Origin of the sequence: Bradyrhizobium sp. S3.12.5, from assembly GCF_040548225.1 — a bacterium.
Taxonomy (GTDB): domain Bacteria; phylum Pseudomonadota; class Alphaproteobacteria; order Rhizobiales; family Xanthobacteraceae; genus Bradyrhizobium; species Bradyrhizobium cytisi.
This window is the reverse complement of record NZ_JBEPRF010000028.1, coordinates 54,285-70,384: the sequence shown is the minus strand read 5'-3', so window position 1 is coordinate 70,384 and position 16,100 is coordinate 54,285. Positions and strand designations below refer to the sequence as shown.

Sequence of the window (16,100 nt, the reverse complement as noted above, 5' to 3'; positions counted from 1 at the left end):
TAGCGTGGACGCGTTATGCGCACGAAATAGTGGAGGTGTTAGGCTGCTGTCCGAGGGGATCACAGCAGGAGCCGATATGAAGAACGCGACAATTCTCGCGCGACTTCCTTACTCAGCCACCCTCTACGGCATCAGTACGGGCGGCCGCACCTATGAACGATAGGGAGTCCTCGTTCTGGCTCCCAGTTGCAGCGCGCCGCCGAGGTCGTAGCCCGCTCCGCGAACCCAAGACGGCAGTGCCGCAAACTCACGACACGAAAGTACTCGATGTTCGGTCTCTTCCACTCACGCGCAAAGTCGCTACCGCAGCAGCGGTTAAGGCCATTCGTCCCTGATAGCAAGCATCCAGCACACTCACGGCCTACCGCCTGGCTTCTGGACCACCCGTTATATTCTCGGGTTTGTCACCTTCCGGCCACCACGCCAAGTTGGCAACGCGAGGAGCGAAAAGACGAGGAACTCGGGGCCGCCATCGGCGATATTCTTACGTTGGTCTCCAATCTCGACGTCGGGCACTGGTCGCCCGAACTGTCCAGATGTCCCACAACGACGAATTCGACTTCAATCGAGGGGCCTACGACGCAGCCATCTGCTTCTACACCATAAAAAATCTGAGAAATGAAGCCGAACACCCTCTAGTCCTAATGGCTATGAAGGTTGCACAGCGATCAACCGAGGCCGGCAACACCGAGGCAGAGCGGCGTGCATATATCGCAGCGATGATGGTGATGCTTTCGCTGATGAACGAAGTGCACGGCGTTACCTACTCGGTACTCGATGATGCTCGAGCCACGTTGGATGCTGGGACCCGCCGCTGGGCGGCTGCAAAGCTAAGCCGCCCGGCCAAACGGCCTCGGTTCTTTTTGCCAAATTCCAGAAGAGCTACTTGAGCCTTTCCGGCGTCGGATCAATTACTGGCTTTCAACGATTTTGCGGTGTCCAGGTGCTTTTGCAACGTATCTATCTGGCCGGAAGCATATTCTCCGGCAGCATCCTTGCTTTTTGATGCCTTCTTGTACTCGGCGATATCCTTCTGGTGGTCTGCGACCATGTGGGTAGCGAACATTCTGTCGAAGCCTGCCCCGGACATTTTTGACATCTTGTCATACTCGGCTTTTTGCTTCGCATTCGGTCCGCCAGGTGGGCTCATTCCCATTCCCTGGGCAGCATCTAAAGCCTTCTGATTGGCGGCAGCATGATCTGTGGAAAGCATTCGGCCATACGATTTGACGGCATCGCTTTGACCGTTCTGCTGCGCCAGTTCTCCCATGCTCACTTCGGCGAAATTGCCCTCGATTGCCTTCGTAAGGAACGTTTCACTTTGCTTGTCTTTCGCAGATGCGCCGGCAACTGAGATCGCCATCAAGGTTGCTGTCCCGAGCGACATAAGCATTCTGTTCATCGCCAACTCCTGTGGGTTGTTTGTCGCGATGAACACGCCAATTGCGGAAGAGGTTCCAATTGAGCACATGGGGCCGGGTTGAGTGCTGGCGGACGCTCAAGCGGTTCGGGCGCAGGTACTACTGCAGGATCTTCTGGCGGGCGGAAGTCGGCACGACGCCCAACAGGAACCGAATAGTGCGGGGCGTATTAGCTCGCTATGATCGATCTGGTCCTGTATAATAGCGGCAATGGCGACGTCTGGTATTTAGCGCGACAACCGCGTTCGAGCGCGCCAGTCGCGAAGCATCAGCCGAATGCCGGCTGTGGGGACGGACGTCGTACATTGAAATCCGCAAATTCCTGCGGGGCAGCGCAAAGGTCCGGAGTACCAAGCGCTGCTCAACCTGATCGGGACTTTGATGGCAGACTAACAAGGACGCAATGATGCGGTATCCTTGGACCTTAGCGGCAGCCCTTTTCGCAGTCGGCGTCATTGCCTGAGCTGTGGTGGCTGAGCGCCCCGCAGAGACCCCACTCCGGATCGAGGCTTCCCTGACGGGGGCCGCCGACCCCGACCTCCGATTGGTCTCAGAGCGCAGCCCTTACATGCGGACAGAGCGGTGATAACGAAGCGGCGCCCAGCCGCAACCGAGTTGGGTCGCGGTTTGAAGGCTCACCCGATCCGTAGATTTTCCGCCGAGTCTTTTCCGCGATTGTTCACGACGTCGAAGCTGATTTTGGCGCCCTCGGCGAGAGAAGTGAAACCGACTTTTTCAACAGCCGAGATGTGAACAAACACGTCCTTGCCGCCGTTGTCAGGTTGGATAAACCCATACCCCTTTGTCGGATTGAACCACTTTACCGTCCCCATAGCCACTTAACTTCTCCACTTTTCAAAAACGAAAACTAGTGCCCGAATTCCGACAAAAGAAAGGCTAGCCGCGACCGCGTCCCCAATAACTCGCCAAATTACTGCCGACCGTAAAACACCCCATGAGCGTTGGTTGGATCAACGCGCGCATCCGGTGCCGGCACGATCATGTCAGGCGGTCAGATGCTGAGATTTAGTTCGATCAAATTGAAGTCCTAAAAAAAACGGACCATGAATGCGCTGTCGTGGTGGCGCAGCGATCCTTTTGCCGATCTCATCCGGCCACCGCTCAACCACGCGGACGGCGATACAGTCTCTTGTCACAGCGTTGTGTTGACAGAATCCACCGGCGACATGGTGCCTGCTGTTTGGGTCTTTGATCGGACACGACGCGCCGTCCCTCTCAAGCCTCGACCACCACCACAGCCAAGAGCAATGGGCCGCGGGTGGTCGGTGCGATCTGGAGCAGGACCATGCTGAGAGCGATGTGCCCCCATTTCTACAGCAACTTCACGGTGGCGGTTCGAAAGGGCTGTTACGGAGTCTCGTGCCTCCTGTGACGCCCACGCCACACGCGAGGCATCTGCCCTCCAGCTCAGTCATGACGTACGGATTGCTAGCGCCCAGGAATTGGATCAGCCGGCCGATCTCGTCACGGGCCTCTCTCCTGAGTCTGGCGAGGTCGCGGAGAGCCCTTGCGCGCTCCCGCTGTTGGATACCGAGTCCGGACAAAATCGCACGGGTGGAGTCCGCTGGCAGTTCTCTGACGTTTTCCATGGTGGCTGCTCACTGAATTGGCTTTCTAGGGCCATTGCCGGTGTCGGCCCGGCAGCCGGGGGCTAGAAACCTGCCAGTGAGACAGGCGCGGCGCTTTTGAGCCTTGAGGCCTTGGACGTAACGACGGCCCCCGGCTAAGCCGGACAACACGTGTCGCATGCGCCGTCGTCGCGACAGGTCGCAGGTTACAGCTCAAGGATGGACACGGGCAGCACTGGTTTGGGTTTCTAGGCCCACCCGAATCATGCACTTAATGTGACTAGTAAGGACTGCTCCTATGAGCGAGGCTTCACATGGGAAGGCCTGCTGTAGTTCGAACCATCACGGTCATACTCTACGGTGTCGCACACCACGGGACATATTTCGTCCAAAACTCGATCGTGTACGTGCAATCTGCATTTGGAAGCAAGGCAACCCACGTAGGCGGGTCACGGCCGGAAATGACGGCCAAGCTACTCCTCTCGGAAATCGTTCGCACCCGCGCTGAGGCAATACACTAAGCGCAGACTTGCGCTGCGGAGCCGGGATGGGCGAGGCCTTCGAGACTATTGCCGTTGCTCGCCCGTTTCGGTTAGTGGGGAGCAGAGGGCTGCCCATGTACCAGATCAAGGCCGCCGGCCTGCGTATGCTTGTTTGCGTCGCTGCTCTCAATTGTATTACGCCGGCGGGATCTGCCATTGCATCGCAGAACTGGGGTTGAAGGCGAAGGGGAAATGAACGAATTAGAGCCGGACGACTGGCGCACGCAGTGGCTTTGGTTTGGGACGGCGCTGTTGGCGATGATGATAGTCGCGGCAATCGTGACCCGCTTTCCTGTTTAAAGCCACAGGAGCAGAAAGAAATACACCCCTTCGAGGGCGCTTCGGCGCGTCCGGTATGGCCGCGCGAAAATCGACCTTCTCGAAGCATGATTGCTCGGGACTGCGTGATCCGCGACGCTGTCATCTAGTATCGTCAAACCCAATCTTGAACGCCTGTTCACACCTTCACCCCAAACGGCTCCGTCCGTTCCGAGGTTCGAGTCCGTGCGGATCATTGTGCGGCGTTCGTTGTGCCGCTGAAGCGGTTGCCGAGGTCTGCGACGTGCTGGACTCGATCGGGGATGCGTGCCCGCAGTATCACTCAGAGCTCGGGTAGGCCGTCTACTCATGGGTCGAGTGCTGCTAGTCAAGGCGTGCTTGACGTCTGCTATGCCCTTAGTAGCAGCGCAAAATGCCACATGGCCGGACGTCCGAGTCGGACCAGGAGCTGCCTCTAAGCATGGCAGACTTGTGTTACAATACCGCCCGATAATTCAGGCATTGGAGGGCACTCTTGGCACATTCGAACCTTGAAATTTTCAAATCCATAATCGATCGTGGTTTCTCGCGCGGTGATCTGTCGGTCGCAGACGAAGTTTGCGCAGAGCGGCTTCTTGAGCATCAGTATCTGACGAATACCGACCTTCCCGGTCCAGACATTCTGAAATCTCAGATCGAGAATGCTCGCAGAAGCATTAACAACTTGAAGCTCACGCTGAATGCTTCAGTCGAAACTGAGGACACGGTGTGGGCGCGCTGCAAGGCAACGGGCTTCGATCCGCGCTCTGGAAAGCCGGTGACCATAGACGTCATGGACATCTGTCGTTTCGCTGGCGGGAAACTCGTGGAGCATTGGGGCGTGCCCGATAGGTTTGCACTTCTTGACCAGATCGGAGCGTTGCCGCCTCCGCCCAAATGAACCTGTCGCGAGTGGGCGGCTGGCGGCCGCAAGCAGGTCCGTTGTGTGTCAAAAGCAGCGGTCCAAGCTCGCGCGCTGCCGGGTCCGGGCTAACCTTGACACCGGACCTATCCACACCAACGACGCCAAGTAGTCAAGCGGCGCCCCGATCCTCAGTAGATTGACAATTTACCTGCGGCATCATGCGGCGCTTTAATCGGCGATGCCCCATCTCACCCGCGGGGCCATGATCACAACGCCCGAGAGGAAAGCTAGCTGATCTTCTACGGTTATGTCCACGTCTGCAGCATCGGCTTGCGCTCCGACAATCGTGGTGTGGCTTTAAGGGCGAGCGCTATAAACCTTGGTATCGGTCCGTGCCCCCTTACGTTCAATTGAGCCGACTCTGCGATCGCCTTATCTATAGGGTGTGCGGTAGCACTCCCGCTATCGCCGCCCTCCTTGGGCGTGTCCTCCCTAGACTTTGGGCCGCTTGTGGAGACGCAGGCGGCCTTTTCTTTTTGGGTGCACCCCATCGGCTTCGGGAGGAATTCAGGTTTGCGCCGTCGTCCGTAACCTCAGACGCGCAACCAGCATCACCAGCGACCAAGCCGCGATCCTCGCGCCCTTGCGCGTCGTCAATCGCAGCTTGAACACGAACGGCTTCGGGGAGGTTAGCTCGTCCCCGCCCCATCCAACCGCGCCAGCCCAGCCTCGATCACGACGATATCTTCCGCGATCTGCTGGACGGTTGTCCGGAAATCAAAACCTGCACGTCCCTTTAGGTCCACCGCCAGCTTCCGGCGCTGCATACTGAGATCATCCGGAGCCCTCCGATTGTTCAAGCGAACGTAACCGTCCACAATCAGTTCGATTGCGTTTGGCATTCCCACCCCCGTCGTCATCGACTGACACCGAACCGCTTACCCAGCGACACCCCTCAAAACGGCATCTCTTCGCAAATTGTCTCCAGCAGCCGTCAAATGAGACCCTATGGTCACACCGAGCCGACCTAACATCAGGAGAGCAAGGGGGCTGCACAGTTCAATGGAAAGACCGGCTCCCAATATCGCAATAGCGCGTTGTTCATCCCCGTTGAGATCGGCCCATGAGATGCCTTCCACACGCGCCTCCGTCGCAAAGAACTATCTAAAATCCAACCGCGCGACCGATTTGTCGCAGCATAGCCATGGCCGCGTCGGTGTACCGACCGTGGGTTAGATATTGATCCACCTGCGCTGTACTAATCAGCGCCACAACGACGACCGTGAAGCCCTTAAACATCGGGCCTCTCGTCTTGAAAGAGACCGCTAACCCGGCATGCCCAGGTTCAAACCACTTCAGGAATTCCATGGCCGCAAATCGCGACCCATATGCAATAGCAATATGGTGACCATGATTCGTAACAAATTCCTTAATTGCGCGGCTCAGGGGGCCTCTATGTCGCATCGTCAGCTTGTCAGTCGATCTTAGCATTACAGTTGTTTTTTGATTTGAAGTGGCCGCGTTGAGCGGCAGCCTGGTGAGCTCTGTGCCAGCAGCAACATCAATATCGAGAACACCGTTGTTGGTATCACCCGTGCTGATGACACATGTCGTCGATTTCATCGATGGTGGCATTTGTCGGGTCACAATTACCATCGAATCCATCACCAAAGATTCTCTAATTATATCGACGATGAACCAAGTAGAAAGACGGAGATGTGGATGATTCAGAAACAATGCTAGAGGCGTCAAGACGCGCCCAGCACGAAGGCCGAGGTTGCGGTACGCGAGGCCGCAGAAACTGGAATTGAGGTCGGGCCGCAGTCGACACCGCCGACTGTTCGCCACCCAAGCTGGCTTCGAGCTGGCTCAGCCATGGCCGGCGCCCGGTCTAAAGGTACGCTGTTGCCGCAGAACTTTCAGTGCAACGTGGCTAACTGCCTTGTCCTTTTAGATTTAGCTGCCCGCTTTAAGCACATGGGCATCAGCCCGTTCACGATTCCCAACAGCTCGTAGTAGTTCACGGCCGCCCGGCTTGGTACGGCCAGTTTGTCATCGCGCTTATCAATGGCAGCGGTCTGTTTGCCCAAGCCCTTCAATTCAAGTTTGAGGGTGAGGGAGACGACTACGGATGCACTGCCTGGAGAACGCAAAGGACGGCACCAACCTCGAAGGCATCAAAATCACTCCGCGCATGGTGAAGGCCGAGGGCTGGGACAAGAACCCAAAATGGCGGAACATGGAGCAGCAGATGTTTCGGTACCGCGCCGCCGCGTTCTTTGGCTGTGTGAGCTGCCCTCAGTTGCTCATGGGCTACCACACTGCCGATGAAATCGAGGACGCCGTTAAGGACGTGACACCCCGGGCCAGTCAAGGCGCGACGGACGAACTGGCGGACGCGATCGGAGGCGGCAATGGCTGATTGGATTGCGATTCAGATCAGGGCGCCCCCCGAGACCAATGGAGCGCGCCGCCAAGGTGTTGGGCATCCGGCCTACGCTACCCTTGCATGTTGGGACCAAAGACAAACACTGAGCCCTATCATCGATATAGCAGATTTCAACGCACAAGGTTCGCGCGAGAGCGCTTACGATAAACGAAGAGAAAAAGAGGAAATGGAGCCTACTAAACTGAAACTGGAAGCAGGAAAGAAGTACAAAACAAAGGACGGCGTCGCATATGTTCTAGCCGTTTGCCGTGCAATTACCCGGTGTCGATGAGGAGCGCGCCTTGGGTTATGTCGCTCGCGGAGGGCCGAACGATGGCAACGATCCTCATTCCTGGTTTGAAGACGGGAATGCCGTAAGCAACCCGCACGAGATAGTCGCAGAATGGGTCGATCCCAAGCGCATTCAAGGCTGGATGGTTATCGATCGGGACGAGGACGGTGACTACAAGGGCCGATACGTCCATAAGACACAGGCTATGGCTCAAACCATAGCAGACAGAGACAGCGTCGCCTGCATCGAGATAGATTGCCTCGAAGGCGAAGGCCTGAAATAGTACACGCATTGGTACAGCCCCTTCGGGGGCTTTTTGCTGATGCGGGGCGGAAATGTCTGACAAAAAGCTGTGCTTCATTATCGGCCCCATTGGTGGCCATAAAACCGATATCCGGGCCGACGCCGATAAGCTCCTAAAGCTTATTATCAAACCGACATTCTCGACGAATTTTAAAGACTACAAAGTGGTTCGCGCCGACGAGATATCTCAGCCCGGGATGGTCGATTCCCAAGTTATTAGCTCTGTAATCGACGCCGACTTAGTCATCGCCGACCTGTCAACCAAGAATGCGAATGCCTTCTACGAACTAGGCATTCGACACCTGCTGCAAAAGCCCGTCATTCACATGTTCAGGCGGAATGAGCTGCCACCGGCAGATATTGCGGCTTATCGTGGTATTGAGTTCGACCTACACGAGAAGGAGGATATCACCGCCGCGAAAAGCGCACTACGCAAGGCGGTTCTGGAGACACAGAGCGACGAATTCCACATTGAGAATCCTGTGACTCGTTCACGGGCAATGGTCAGGATGAAGGAGCACAAGGAGCAACAACGCGAGGAATTGCTTCAATTGGCAAACGGCACTCAATATCCGATTTCTCACCTGCAGGGGATGATAGAGCATCGTGCGAGCACAACTGGGGAAGTGGTAATGACCCCTGATTCTTGGCAGAGTTATCTCGATGACGTGTTCAGATCGCAAGCCGTCGCTAAGAAGCTTGGGTGGGCCATCAACCAGCTTAAACTCTTCTTTTAGTCTCGCACTCGTCGAGCCAAGGCAATCACCACCACGATCAAGACCGCAGCCCCGATCGCCCAGACGCCATCGGCGCTGATGCTCGCACCCCAGAGATTGACCAGAAGTTTGTCTGACATGACGCAGCTCTCCATTTGAAAAACATGAAGAGCGAATCTTTCAGGGGGTTTTGTCAGGAGGGGGTATTTGCCAAATCCTGTCAAATGACTGACACAGGCGGCTCAAAATACTTAGTTCGAACAATCACTTAGGAATCGGGACTGGCACACGGACTCGAACCTTGCCGTTACTATGTCGATAAGTCATTTGCGAGACATCGGTTTTTGCGTTTCGTCCCCTCACCGCATTCCCTCCCTAGGAACACGGGACTCGTACGAATGACTGACTAAACCAACAAAATCAATGGCCCCTCACTGTTAGGCCCACACCGCCTGTCCCGATATTTATTTTACAGACGGTCCAAAACCCGCCTCAGCCACTCACGCGCGCTTCGCGCCATTCCTTCTAACATCCACGGTCCAGGACTGACGCCAAGGGCCTCCCATCGCCTGCGGACTAGTTCGGCATGGGTCACCCCGTGGCGCTCCTCAAAACCCTCGTGGTCTGCGTCGTACTCGAGGTGGGCTCGCTTCGAGAGACCGACAGCAAAGAAGTGGTGGGCCTTGAGTGCTCCGCCTGTCCTCCACTCAGCCACACCATGCGGGTGAGATCTTTCGACCGCCCGCTCATTCGGATAGATCGGGCACGGGCGCCAATCGCTTTGTAGCCAGGTACCAAGCTGGTCGAAGTATCGGTTTTCTGCTGTTGAGGTCTTGCTCATCCTTTTCGTGCTTCTTGAATACCGCTAGCTCGTACTCGCTCATCGGAGCACAAGGCGACAGCTCGCATTCAAGCAGCGGTTCCTCAGCGGCGCCTGGCTTGCTCACCCTACCACCATTTCAGCTTCGGGCGCTTACCTCGCAGAAAGTACATCGCTACGATCGGGTCGCTGATGCTCTCATCCAGTTTCGACGGTACATTCGTCGCATTTTTCCGCGCTTCTAACCATTCGCTTTCATGCTATTTCATGATCGACGCCCAGAACTCTTGCGCCATCTCTCCAGCCCTAAGTGCAGGATGCAAATCAAGAAGTCTTTCGACTGTTTCCGTAAGGCGTGCCGAATGCAATTCGATAACTACAATGGCCGCGATGGGTGACCGCTTTTCCGCACACACACTTTACACCCAAGCTCGGTAAAACCTTCCGGTAGGCACGCTGGCGCGATCAGGGAAACCACGCAAGTGGTGAAGCCGCGTGGAGAGCTGATGACCTTGCGATGTGCTCGGCGATAATTTTCCAGGAGGCTTCAATGCCTGATGAATCACGCCCCTGCCCCCGCGCGGGTCTCATGCCCCGCTGGCGCAATGACGCTCGCGGTATTCCTCTCGCGAGGGTTTGCCCGAAGTGAGAGGAAGCGAAACTGGCCAGGTATCGGCCCGAAGTCCTGACCGATAGCCAGTACGAAGCGGATGAGCCAATCGAGGAGCAGTGAATGTTCCGACATTGGTATAGATGCGACTGGGAGCATCAGCTCGTGCAGTGGACCTGGGAAGCACCAGAGCCTGAGAACTTGCCCTGTCCTACGTGCGAGCTTCTGCAATTCCCCTGGGCATCGGAGGACATGACGACCGCCAAGTTCAAGCCGGACAATGGCATCGTCGATGCACCCCAGCTCGACCTCTTCCGCCGAATGCACCCTTAAGCCCCGTTGCGCTTCTACCCACAACGGGAGGGCGCACGTATGGAGGAAGCCATGAAGCAGTGCTCGAAGTGCGGCCAACCGTATGAAGACGTCCTGCCCTTCTGTTCGAAGTGCGAGGGTTACGAGGCAATCGCCGACGTCCCGGCCGGAAATTACATCTCGGTCACGTACCGCAGAAAGCCGGATAAGAAGCCATGAGCTACTCGCCAATCCCTGGTCAGCAGGTTTAATCGTTTTCGACGACGGCCAGGCCAAGCTCAACCGTCACCTGATATCGCCTGACAGGCCGGTTGTGGTTCAGGGCGAAGGGCGAGAGCCTACAAAGACTAAATCGAAGTATGCGCGAGCTTGTGGCAGCGCCTCTACAGCGAGATGGATTTTCGACTGCATCATTCCGCCCAGTCCTCCTACCCCACTCCCGCCAGATCTTGGTACCTACCGTTGAGAATAGCCCGGCCTAACCAGCCGGGATTTTTGTCATCAGCCAAACCGGCACCGTGGGACTAATCCTTCCTGTCCGAGCCAAGAACAATGCCATACTGAAGCGGCGGTGCCCCTCCACCAGCATATAAGCTTTCGGAAACTCACGCGCTCGCGCATGCAGGCCGTTTACGCCGCCATTTCTATTATCAAGGACCACTATTGGGACAGGGAATGTCCGATGTTCCAGCATGTAGCGGGCAGTCCTATATGGCCCCATCTCCTTGCCTTCAACGAGCCATTTGCCCCGCTTTAGCGTCTTGACGTGTTCACCCCTGAAATCATCATCGTCGGAAAGAATTTTTCCCAAGGTCTCTGCAGCCCAAGACACTTTGTCAAAGCGGTACAGCCTTGAGGGGAGCCAGAAAAAGGATGAATAGCCCCAGTGCTCATGAAGCCAATACCTCGCGACCTCGGGGGGCACGGTCGGGAACTCTTCTTGTGATGTGATCCACCACTCATCAAATTTGTCGGGATCTACGGCGCCCCTCTCGTCTTTCGGAGGGGTTAGGTGTTCTGGATAATGGTCCATGGCTTTGAAATAAGCTCACCGCTTGACCAGATTTAAGAGCTGCGCGCGAGATGACAATGCGCTCTCCAGTCATGGTTGGCGTGGGGCCGTTCGTTCGCAAAACAGTCCAGCCCCTCAGCTTTGCTCCTTCACTTTCATGGTCTCCGTCAGTTTCTCCTCGATAAAGCGCAGGATTAGGCGGCGAACTTCCGGGTCTTTGATTTTCCGAAATGACTTAATCAAACGAAGCATCTGCAAATCTTCGAGATACTCAGGCATGGGCAATCCTCCCGCCTTTGACATAGGCCTGATTTGCCGAAATCCAATTGTCACATGTTAATCTGTGCTGCACGTTAAGCAGCCTTATGCCCCAATAGTTACCTTTTTGTTTGACGACTTTCGTTGCACTGCGAACGAAAGAAGACGACTGTGAACTACAAATTTGCTGGTGATGAAGCTCCGGACTCATCCGGGCTCCGCTATTTCAAACAATACATTGATGCTGAAGCCGAGACCTTTTCGAAGCCGCTGAGGCTGCATATGCCCGAGTGCAGGACGAATTAGAGCTTAAGCCGCTCGGTGTCTAATGGCCCTATCAGTTCTCAATATCGACGGTGCCGTTCTCCCGCGCGGCAGCACTCGAGTGACCAGAGCCCATTCGCCCCTCCTCGAGCTAAAGACGACGGCGAATTCGACTGCGGCGCGCGGCCGGCAGTTTGGTCAAACCGGTCTCCGCCGTTAGTCTCCGCAAAACGGGAATATTTCGCGGGCAGGCCGGAGACTTTCCGCAATTTCCGCCTCTGGTTCTGCGGACCGGGAGTCTGGAGACAAAGCTGAAAGCGCGAAACGCCGGGATTTCCGGCCCATTGTCGCGTTGCAGGCCAAGCCTGACCAAACTCAGGACTGCGTGGGTGGGGCCGGAGCGATCGAACCTCCCCTGGTGAAATCAAAATCCGCCGTCTTTATCTGAGCGCTTTTCAAGTTGATTGCGGGAGCCGGATTGAACCAGCGACCTCAAGACGCTCCCCGAATGTCACCTCACGAACACAAAGGTCAATTGGCTGCGGCTGATGGCGCGGCAGCCGGCTGGGTTGTGGACGGCGGCGTTGCGGCCCATGGCGCGGTGGTCGACTGGGCTGCGGTAGCGGGGAACGGCCGACAATGACAGTGAGCAGGCCTTGGCCCCACAGCCGCCGTGCGACCTTGTTGGCGTCCTCCAGCGTCACCGCGCCGAGGAGGGCGCTACGCGTCTCGATACAGTCGATCGGCAGCTTGTCGACCTGGTATTGCAGCAGCGCCTGCGCAAGTTTTGACGATGTATCCAGCGCTAGGATCTGCGAGCCCTTCAGGTACGACTTGGCCTCCTCGAGCTCCTGCTGGGTGGGGCCTTCCTCGGCCATGCGGCGGACCTGCTTGTCGATCTCCTCCACCGTCTCGCCGACGCGATCGGCGCGGGTGCCGGTATTGCCGACGAACAGCGCGGAATGATTCATCCAGAGCAGCGTCTCACGGATGGAATAGGCGAGCCCACGCTTCTCGCGGAGTTCGCGGAACAGCCGCGACGACAGACCGGGGCCGCCGAGGATCTGGTTGACGACATCGGCAGCCATGAAATCCGGCTCGCTGCGGCGGACGCCCGGACCGCCGAAGCTCACGGCCGTCTGCGGCACGTCGACCGGAACGTAGACGCGCTGCGGCGGCTTTGCCGCAACCACATGGGCGACCTCTGTCAACCGCGCCTTTGCCGCCAGGCTGCCAAAAGACTTGTCGAGCAGTTTGCCAAGCGTCTCTGGATCGACGTCACCGACCACCGCGATCTTGAGCGTGTCCTTGGCAATCACGCGGCGGACATAGTCCTTCAGATCGGGGACGTCGATCTTCGGCACGCTCTCGAACGTTCCTCCGGCCTGCCGGCCATAAGGATGATCGTTGAAGGCGACTTCGAAGAACTTGCGATGAGCGAGCGTTGAAGGATTGGTGGAGTCATGCCGAAGGTTCGCGAGCACCGCCGCACGGATCCGTTCGACATCGGGCGCATCGAAACGCGGCGAGGTCAGCGCCGTCCGCAGCAGGTCGAAAGCCTCATCCTTGTTGTCCTTGAGCATGCGCAAGGAGCCGCGAAACTGGTCACGGGACGAGGTAAAGCTCAGCTCAATGGCGCGGCGGTCGAGCCGCTCGTGAAAGCTCTTGGAATCGAGATCGCCGGAGCCTTCGCCGAGCAGGCCGGCGACCAGGTGACCGACGCCGGGCTTCTCAGCCGGATCCTGGCTGGCGCCGCCGCCGAAGGCATATTCCATCGCGATCAGCGGGACGGTGGCCTCCTGCACGAACCAGGCTTCGATGCCGCCGGGCGAGATCAGGCGCTGGATCTTGGTAGCGCAAATCATGGTGCAGAGCCGAGCGTCGCGATCGCGAGCCAGGCCCCACCGAGAACGGCACGCCTAGTGAGAGAATAGGTCACGAGCGCTTCTCCTTGGGCTTGGGCGCAGAATCCTTGATCAAATAGCCGGTCACCGAGCGCTTGTTGTCGAGCCAGTTCTGCGCGGCCTCGCGCACCTGCTCAGCGGTGACGGCGCGGATGCGGTCCGGCCAGCTTCGGATGTCGTCGATGCTGAGCCCCGTGGTGAGCGCGGTGCCATAGCAGCGCGCAAGCGTCGCTTGGTCATCCTGGGCGTAGATCGCTTGCGCCATCAACTGGGTCTTGACGCGCTCGAGATCCTCGGCGCACCGGGGATTTTGCGAGAGCTCGGCGATCACCTTGTCGATCGCGTCCTCGATCTGGGCGAATCCGACACCAGGTTTCGGCGTGGCCGAAATCATGAATTGCGAGGCATCAAGCGAGGTGCGCTGGTAGTTTGCGCTCGTGCCGATGGCGAGCTGCTTGTCGATCACCAACACACGGTAGAGATAGGAGTTGATCCCGCCGCCCATCAACTGCGCGAGCACGTCGAGCGCAGGGCTCTCGCCTGCGGCCGCAGTGCTAGCCGACGGCACGAGATAGGAGCGGCGCCAGCTGGGCTGCTCGAGGCGGGGATCGGAGAGCGTCACGGTGCGGGGGGCGGCGGGCGGCGGCTCCTGTGGCCGCACGCGCTTCGCGGGGATCGCGGGCTGTGCATGAATGTCGCCAAAGTTCTTTTCCACCACCGGGCGGATTTCCCTGGGATCGACGTCGCCGGCGATGATCAGGATCGCGTTATTCGGCGCGTAGAAGCGCCTGTAGAACGCGAGCGCGTCCTCACGGTCGAGCTTCTCGATCTCGTGGCGAAAGCCGAGATTGGGGCGGCCGTAGGGGTGATTGAGATAAAGCGCCGCCCTGATCTGCTCGGTGAGCCGCCTATCGGGATTGTTCGCGACGCGCATGTTGAATTCCTCCAGCACCACGTCGCGCTCGGACAGCACGTTCTCATCTTTGAGAATGAGGCCGGTCATCCGGTCGGCCTCCAATTCCATCATCTTACCAAGCTGCTCGCGCGGCACGCGCTGGAAATAGCCCGTGTAGTCGGGGGAGGTGAAGGCATTCTCCTCGCCGCCGACGCGCAGAACGGTCTGGGAGAATTCGCCTGGCGGATGCTTGGCCGTCCCCTTGAACATCAGGTGCTCGAGGAAATGCGCCAATCCCGATTTGCCGGGGGTCTCGTCGGCGGAGCCGACCCTGTACCACATCATCTGGCTCACAACCGGCGTGCGGTGATCGGGGATCACCACCACCTGCAGGCCGTTGTGCAGCGTGAAGCTCGCAGGTGGCTCCGAGGCGATTGTGATCTGTGCAAGCATTAGAGATCCACATTCTGCAGCGGTCGATCCCGACAAGCAGGGGAGCCGCACGGCGTAGCAAGCAGGAGAGCAAAAGCCGGGCCAATCGCCTGATGCTTCCGTGCGCGGACCGCTGCGCGGACAGCGGGACGCAAAACGAAGCGTGGCGCGTGCTTTCCGTAATGAAAGCCAACGCGCACTTGCTTGCTATGTGCCAAGACGTTGCGAACACAACGTTGCGCACAAAAACGCACGACAACTCGCCGCCTCGCGCTTGCCTAACTCCTGCAACGCCACATACTGGAGGCTTGATCTCGCGCCAGAGGCAATGCTCCGCTGTTTCGCGGCCGCGCCGGTGCCCGCCAGGAAACATCCAAAGCTTGTCGCGGCGCGGCCGCACCAGGAGTACCCGGCCGTTTCGATGCCTGCCACCAGCACGGGGCAAGCGATCATCGGTTCGTTCGATCGATCAATATGCCGAGAAAGCGTTTGGCAAGCGAGACTATTTCCTAGATAGGCATCCGGTTTCAGGGGCCGGAGCGACCAAATCCCGAGGTCGGCGTCATCTGGATCTATGGCGCGGGCGAACACGGCGTCATGGCCTTTACCGACTTCGGAATCGAAGATCGGATCGAGCATCGTCCCGATGCACAAAGAAACTCCGACTTGGCTCAAGCGCTGGCCGCCCGACTAATACAATGCGCCTTGGCCTACGCTGGACGCCTAACAGCCTGCCGCACACCGTGCAGCGAAAACATAGGTTGCGCCCCCAACTGGATGCCGCGATCGGCGTCGGATCGAAGCTCGCGGGCCGTAATTCCCGCGGGCCGCGATGTTGGAGCAATTGACTGGGGCCCGTCGGTGTCAGCTCAATCGGATAACGCGGCGAGAAAGACGTCTGCGTCCGCGAGACCCCGAGAATCTGTCGAGACGATAACTGCGCGGCTGGGCCGCCTTGACCCGTGAAACAGCAAGCACTTTCTCAACATCCGCGATGCGGATGACGTCCCCCCGATGCCCCGAGGACGCACTGAAGCTGCGCACCGCCCTGGGGAAGACGAGTTCTTTCATACGTTATAATTCGCGAGATCTGCGAGAAATTGCAGACCTACTAGACTGATGGGCACCACAGTTCATTGT

Annotated in this window: 15 protein-coding genes and 1 pseudogene; 6 read left to right on the top strand and 10 right to left on the bottom strand. The window is 57.8% G+C overall.

Annotated features, from left to right (window positions below):
- The first annotated feature begins 536 nt into the window (after window positions 1–536).
- Window positions 537–890 (top strand): hypothetical protein, encoded by a 354-nt coding sequence (locus ABIC09_RS31815; RefSeq protein WP_354111745.1) that lies wholly within the window; start codon window positions 537–539, stop codon window positions 888–890.
- A gap of 17 nt (window positions 891–907) precedes the next feature.
- On the opposite strand, the gene ABIC09_RS31810 is transcribed toward ABIC09_RS31815, so the two are convergent.
- Together ABIC09_RS31810 and ABIC09_RS31805 are read right to left on the bottom strand one after the other, a co-directional pair.
- A complete protein-coding gene (locus tag ABIC09_RS31810; protein WP_354111744.1) occupies window positions 908–1,402 on the bottom strand; it encodes a DUF4142 domain-containing protein in 495 nt (164 codons plus the stop codon).
- Between the two features lie 654 nt (window positions 1,403–2,056).
- Window positions 2,057–2,260, bottom strand: a complete 204-nt coding sequence (locus ABIC09_RS31805) for a cold-shock protein (protein ID WP_354111743.1) — start codon at window positions 2,258–2,260, stop codon at window positions 2,057–2,059.
- Between the two features lie 2,085 nt (window positions 2,261–4,345).
- Between ABIC09_RS31805 and ABIC09_RS31800 the strand changes: the two genes are divergently transcribed.
- Entirely contained in the window at window positions 4,346–4,750 is a 405-nt protein-coding gene (locus ABIC09_RS31800) for an ester cyclase (RefSeq protein WP_354111742.1), read from the top strand.
- Between the two features lie 653 nt (window positions 4,751–5,403).
- Here ABIC09_RS31800 and ABIC09_RS31795 read toward each other — a convergent pair.
- The gene (locus tag ABIC09_RS31795; protein WP_354111741.1) at window positions 5,404–5,616 is read right to left on the bottom strand and encodes a hypothetical protein; all 213 of its coding nucleotides are present in this window, start codon (window positions 5,614–5,616) and stop codon (window positions 5,404–5,406) included.
- A 262-nt stretch (window positions 5,617–5,878) separates the two neighbouring features.
- Entirely contained in the window at window positions 5,879–6,379 is a 501-nt protein-coding gene (locus ABIC09_RS31790) for a hypothetical protein (protein ID WP_354111740.1), read from the bottom strand.
- 466 nt (window positions 6,380–6,845) lie between these two features.
- Here ABIC09_RS31790 and ABIC09_RS31785 point away from each other — a divergent pair, with 466 nt between their 5' ends.
- Genes ABIC09_RS31785 through ABIC09_RS31770 form a run of 4 tightly spaced genes read left to right on the top strand, consistent with a single transcriptional unit; the run spans window position 6,846 to window position 8,474 of the window.
- Window positions 6,846–7,136, top strand: a complete 291-nt coding sequence (locus ABIC09_RS31785; protein WP_354111739.1) for a hypothetical protein — start codon at window positions 6,846–6,848, stop codon at window positions 7,134–7,136.
- A complete protein-coding gene (locus ABIC09_RS31780; protein ID WP_354111738.1) occupies window positions 7,129–7,434 on the top strand; it encodes a hypothetical protein in 306 nt (101 codons plus the stop codon). The genes ABIC09_RS31785 and ABIC09_RS31780 overlap by 8 nt, the downstream gene beginning before the upstream one ends.
- 10 nt (window positions 7,435–7,444) lie before the next feature.
- Entirely contained in the window at window positions 7,445–7,717 is a 273-nt protein-coding gene (locus ABIC09_RS31775) for a hypothetical protein (protein WP_354111737.1), read from the top strand.
- 52 nt (window positions 7,718–7,769) lie between these two features.
- The gene (locus ABIC09_RS31770) at window positions 7,770–8,474 is read left to right on the top strand and encodes a hypothetical protein (RefSeq protein WP_354111736.1); all 705 of its coding nucleotides are present in this window, start codon (window positions 7,770–7,772) and stop codon (window positions 8,472–8,474) included.
- Here ABIC09_RS31770 and ABIC09_RS31765 read toward each other — a convergent pair.
- The 6 genes and pseudogenes from ABIC09_RS31765 to ABIC09_RS37490 form a co-directional block, all read right to left on the bottom strand.
- Window positions 8,471–8,593 (bottom strand): hypothetical protein, encoded by a 123-nt coding sequence (locus ABIC09_RS31765; protein ID WP_354111735.1) that lies wholly within the window; start codon window positions 8,591–8,593, stop codon window positions 8,471–8,473. The two genes, ABIC09_RS31770 and ABIC09_RS31765, sit on opposite strands and share 4 nt — an antisense overlap.
- 2,080 nt (window positions 8,594–10,673) lie before the next feature.
- Window positions 10,674–11,228, bottom strand: a complete 555-nt coding sequence (locus tag ABIC09_RS31760) for a hypothetical protein (protein WP_354111734.1) — start codon at window positions 11,226–11,228, stop codon at window positions 10,674–10,676.
- Between the two features lie 114 nt (window positions 11,229–11,342).
- Window positions 11,343–11,486 (bottom strand): hypothetical protein, encoded by a 144-nt coding sequence (locus tag ABIC09_RS31755; RefSeq protein WP_354111733.1) that lies wholly within the window; start codon window positions 11,484–11,486, stop codon window positions 11,343–11,345.
- 842 nt (window positions 11,487–12,328) lie between these two features.
- Window positions 12,329–13,668 (bottom strand): annotated as a pseudogene (locus ABIC09_RS31750) (M16 family metallopeptidase); the annotation flags it as partial.
- Window positions 13,665–14,981, bottom strand: coding sequence for a M16 family metallopeptidase (locus ABIC09_RS31745; protein WP_354111732.1), 1,317 nt, complete (start codon window positions 14,979–14,981; stop codon window positions 13,665–13,667). The gene ABIC09_RS31745 and the pseudogene ABIC09_RS31750, both read right to left, overlap by 4 nt.
- 186 nt (window positions 14,982–15,167) lie before the next feature.
- Window positions 15,168–15,599: a hypothetical protein gene (locus ABIC09_RS37490; RefSeq protein WP_502917719.1), complete on the bottom strand. Its 432-nt coding sequence runs from the start codon at window positions 15,597–15,599 to the stop codon at window positions 15,168–15,170.
- Between the last annotated feature and the right edge of the window lie 501 nt (window positions 15,600–16,100).

Excerpts from the sequence above, each read along its gene's own strand:
- ABIC09_RS31815 (WP_354111745.1), top strand. The coding sequence starts at position 537 with ATGTCCCACAACGACGAATTCGACTTCAATCGAGGGGCCTACGACGCA.
- ABIC09_RS31810 (WP_354111744.1), bottom strand. The coding sequence starts at position 1,402 with ATGAACAGAATGCTTATGTCGCTCGGGACAGCAACCTTGATGGCGATC.
- ABIC09_RS31795 (WP_354111741.1), bottom strand. The coding sequence starts at position 5,616 with ATGCCAAACGCAATCGAACTGATTGTGGACGGTTACGTTCGCTTGAAC.
- ABIC09_RS31790 (WP_354111740.1), bottom strand. The coding sequence starts at position 6,379 with ATGGATTCGATGGTAATTGTGACCCGACAAATGCCACCATCGATGAAA.
- ABIC09_RS31785 (WP_354111739.1), top strand. The coding sequence starts at position 6,846 with ATGCACTGCCTGGAGAACGCAAAGGACGGCACCAACCTCGAAGGCATC.
- ABIC09_RS31780 (WP_354111738.1), top strand. The coding sequence starts at position 7,129 with ATGGCTGATTGGATTGCGATTCAGATCAGGGCGCCCCCCGAGACCAAT.
- ABIC09_RS31770 (WP_354111736.1), top strand. The coding sequence starts at position 7,770 with ATGTCTGACAAAAAGCTGTGCTTCATTATCGGCCCCATTGGTGGCCAT.
- ABIC09_RS31765 (WP_354111735.1), bottom strand. The coding sequence starts at position 8,593 with ATGTCAGACAAACTTCTGGTCAATCTCTGGGGTGCGAGCATCAGCGCC.
- ABIC09_RS31760 (WP_354111734.1), bottom strand. The coding sequence starts at position 11,228 with ATGGACCATTATCCAGAACACCTAACCCCTCCGAAAGACGAGAGGGGC.
- ABIC09_RS31755 (WP_354111733.1), bottom strand. The coding sequence starts at position 11,486 with ATGCCTGAGTATCTCGAAGATTTGCAGATGCTTCGTTTGATTAAGTCA.
- ABIC09_RS31745 (WP_354111732.1), bottom strand. The coding sequence starts at position 14,981 with ATGCTTGCACAGATCACAATCGCCTCGGAGCCACCTGCGAGCTTCACG.
- ABIC09_RS37490 (WP_502917719.1), bottom strand. The coding sequence starts at position 15,599 with ATGCTCGATCCGATCTTCGATTCCGAAGTCGGTAAAGGCCATGACGCC.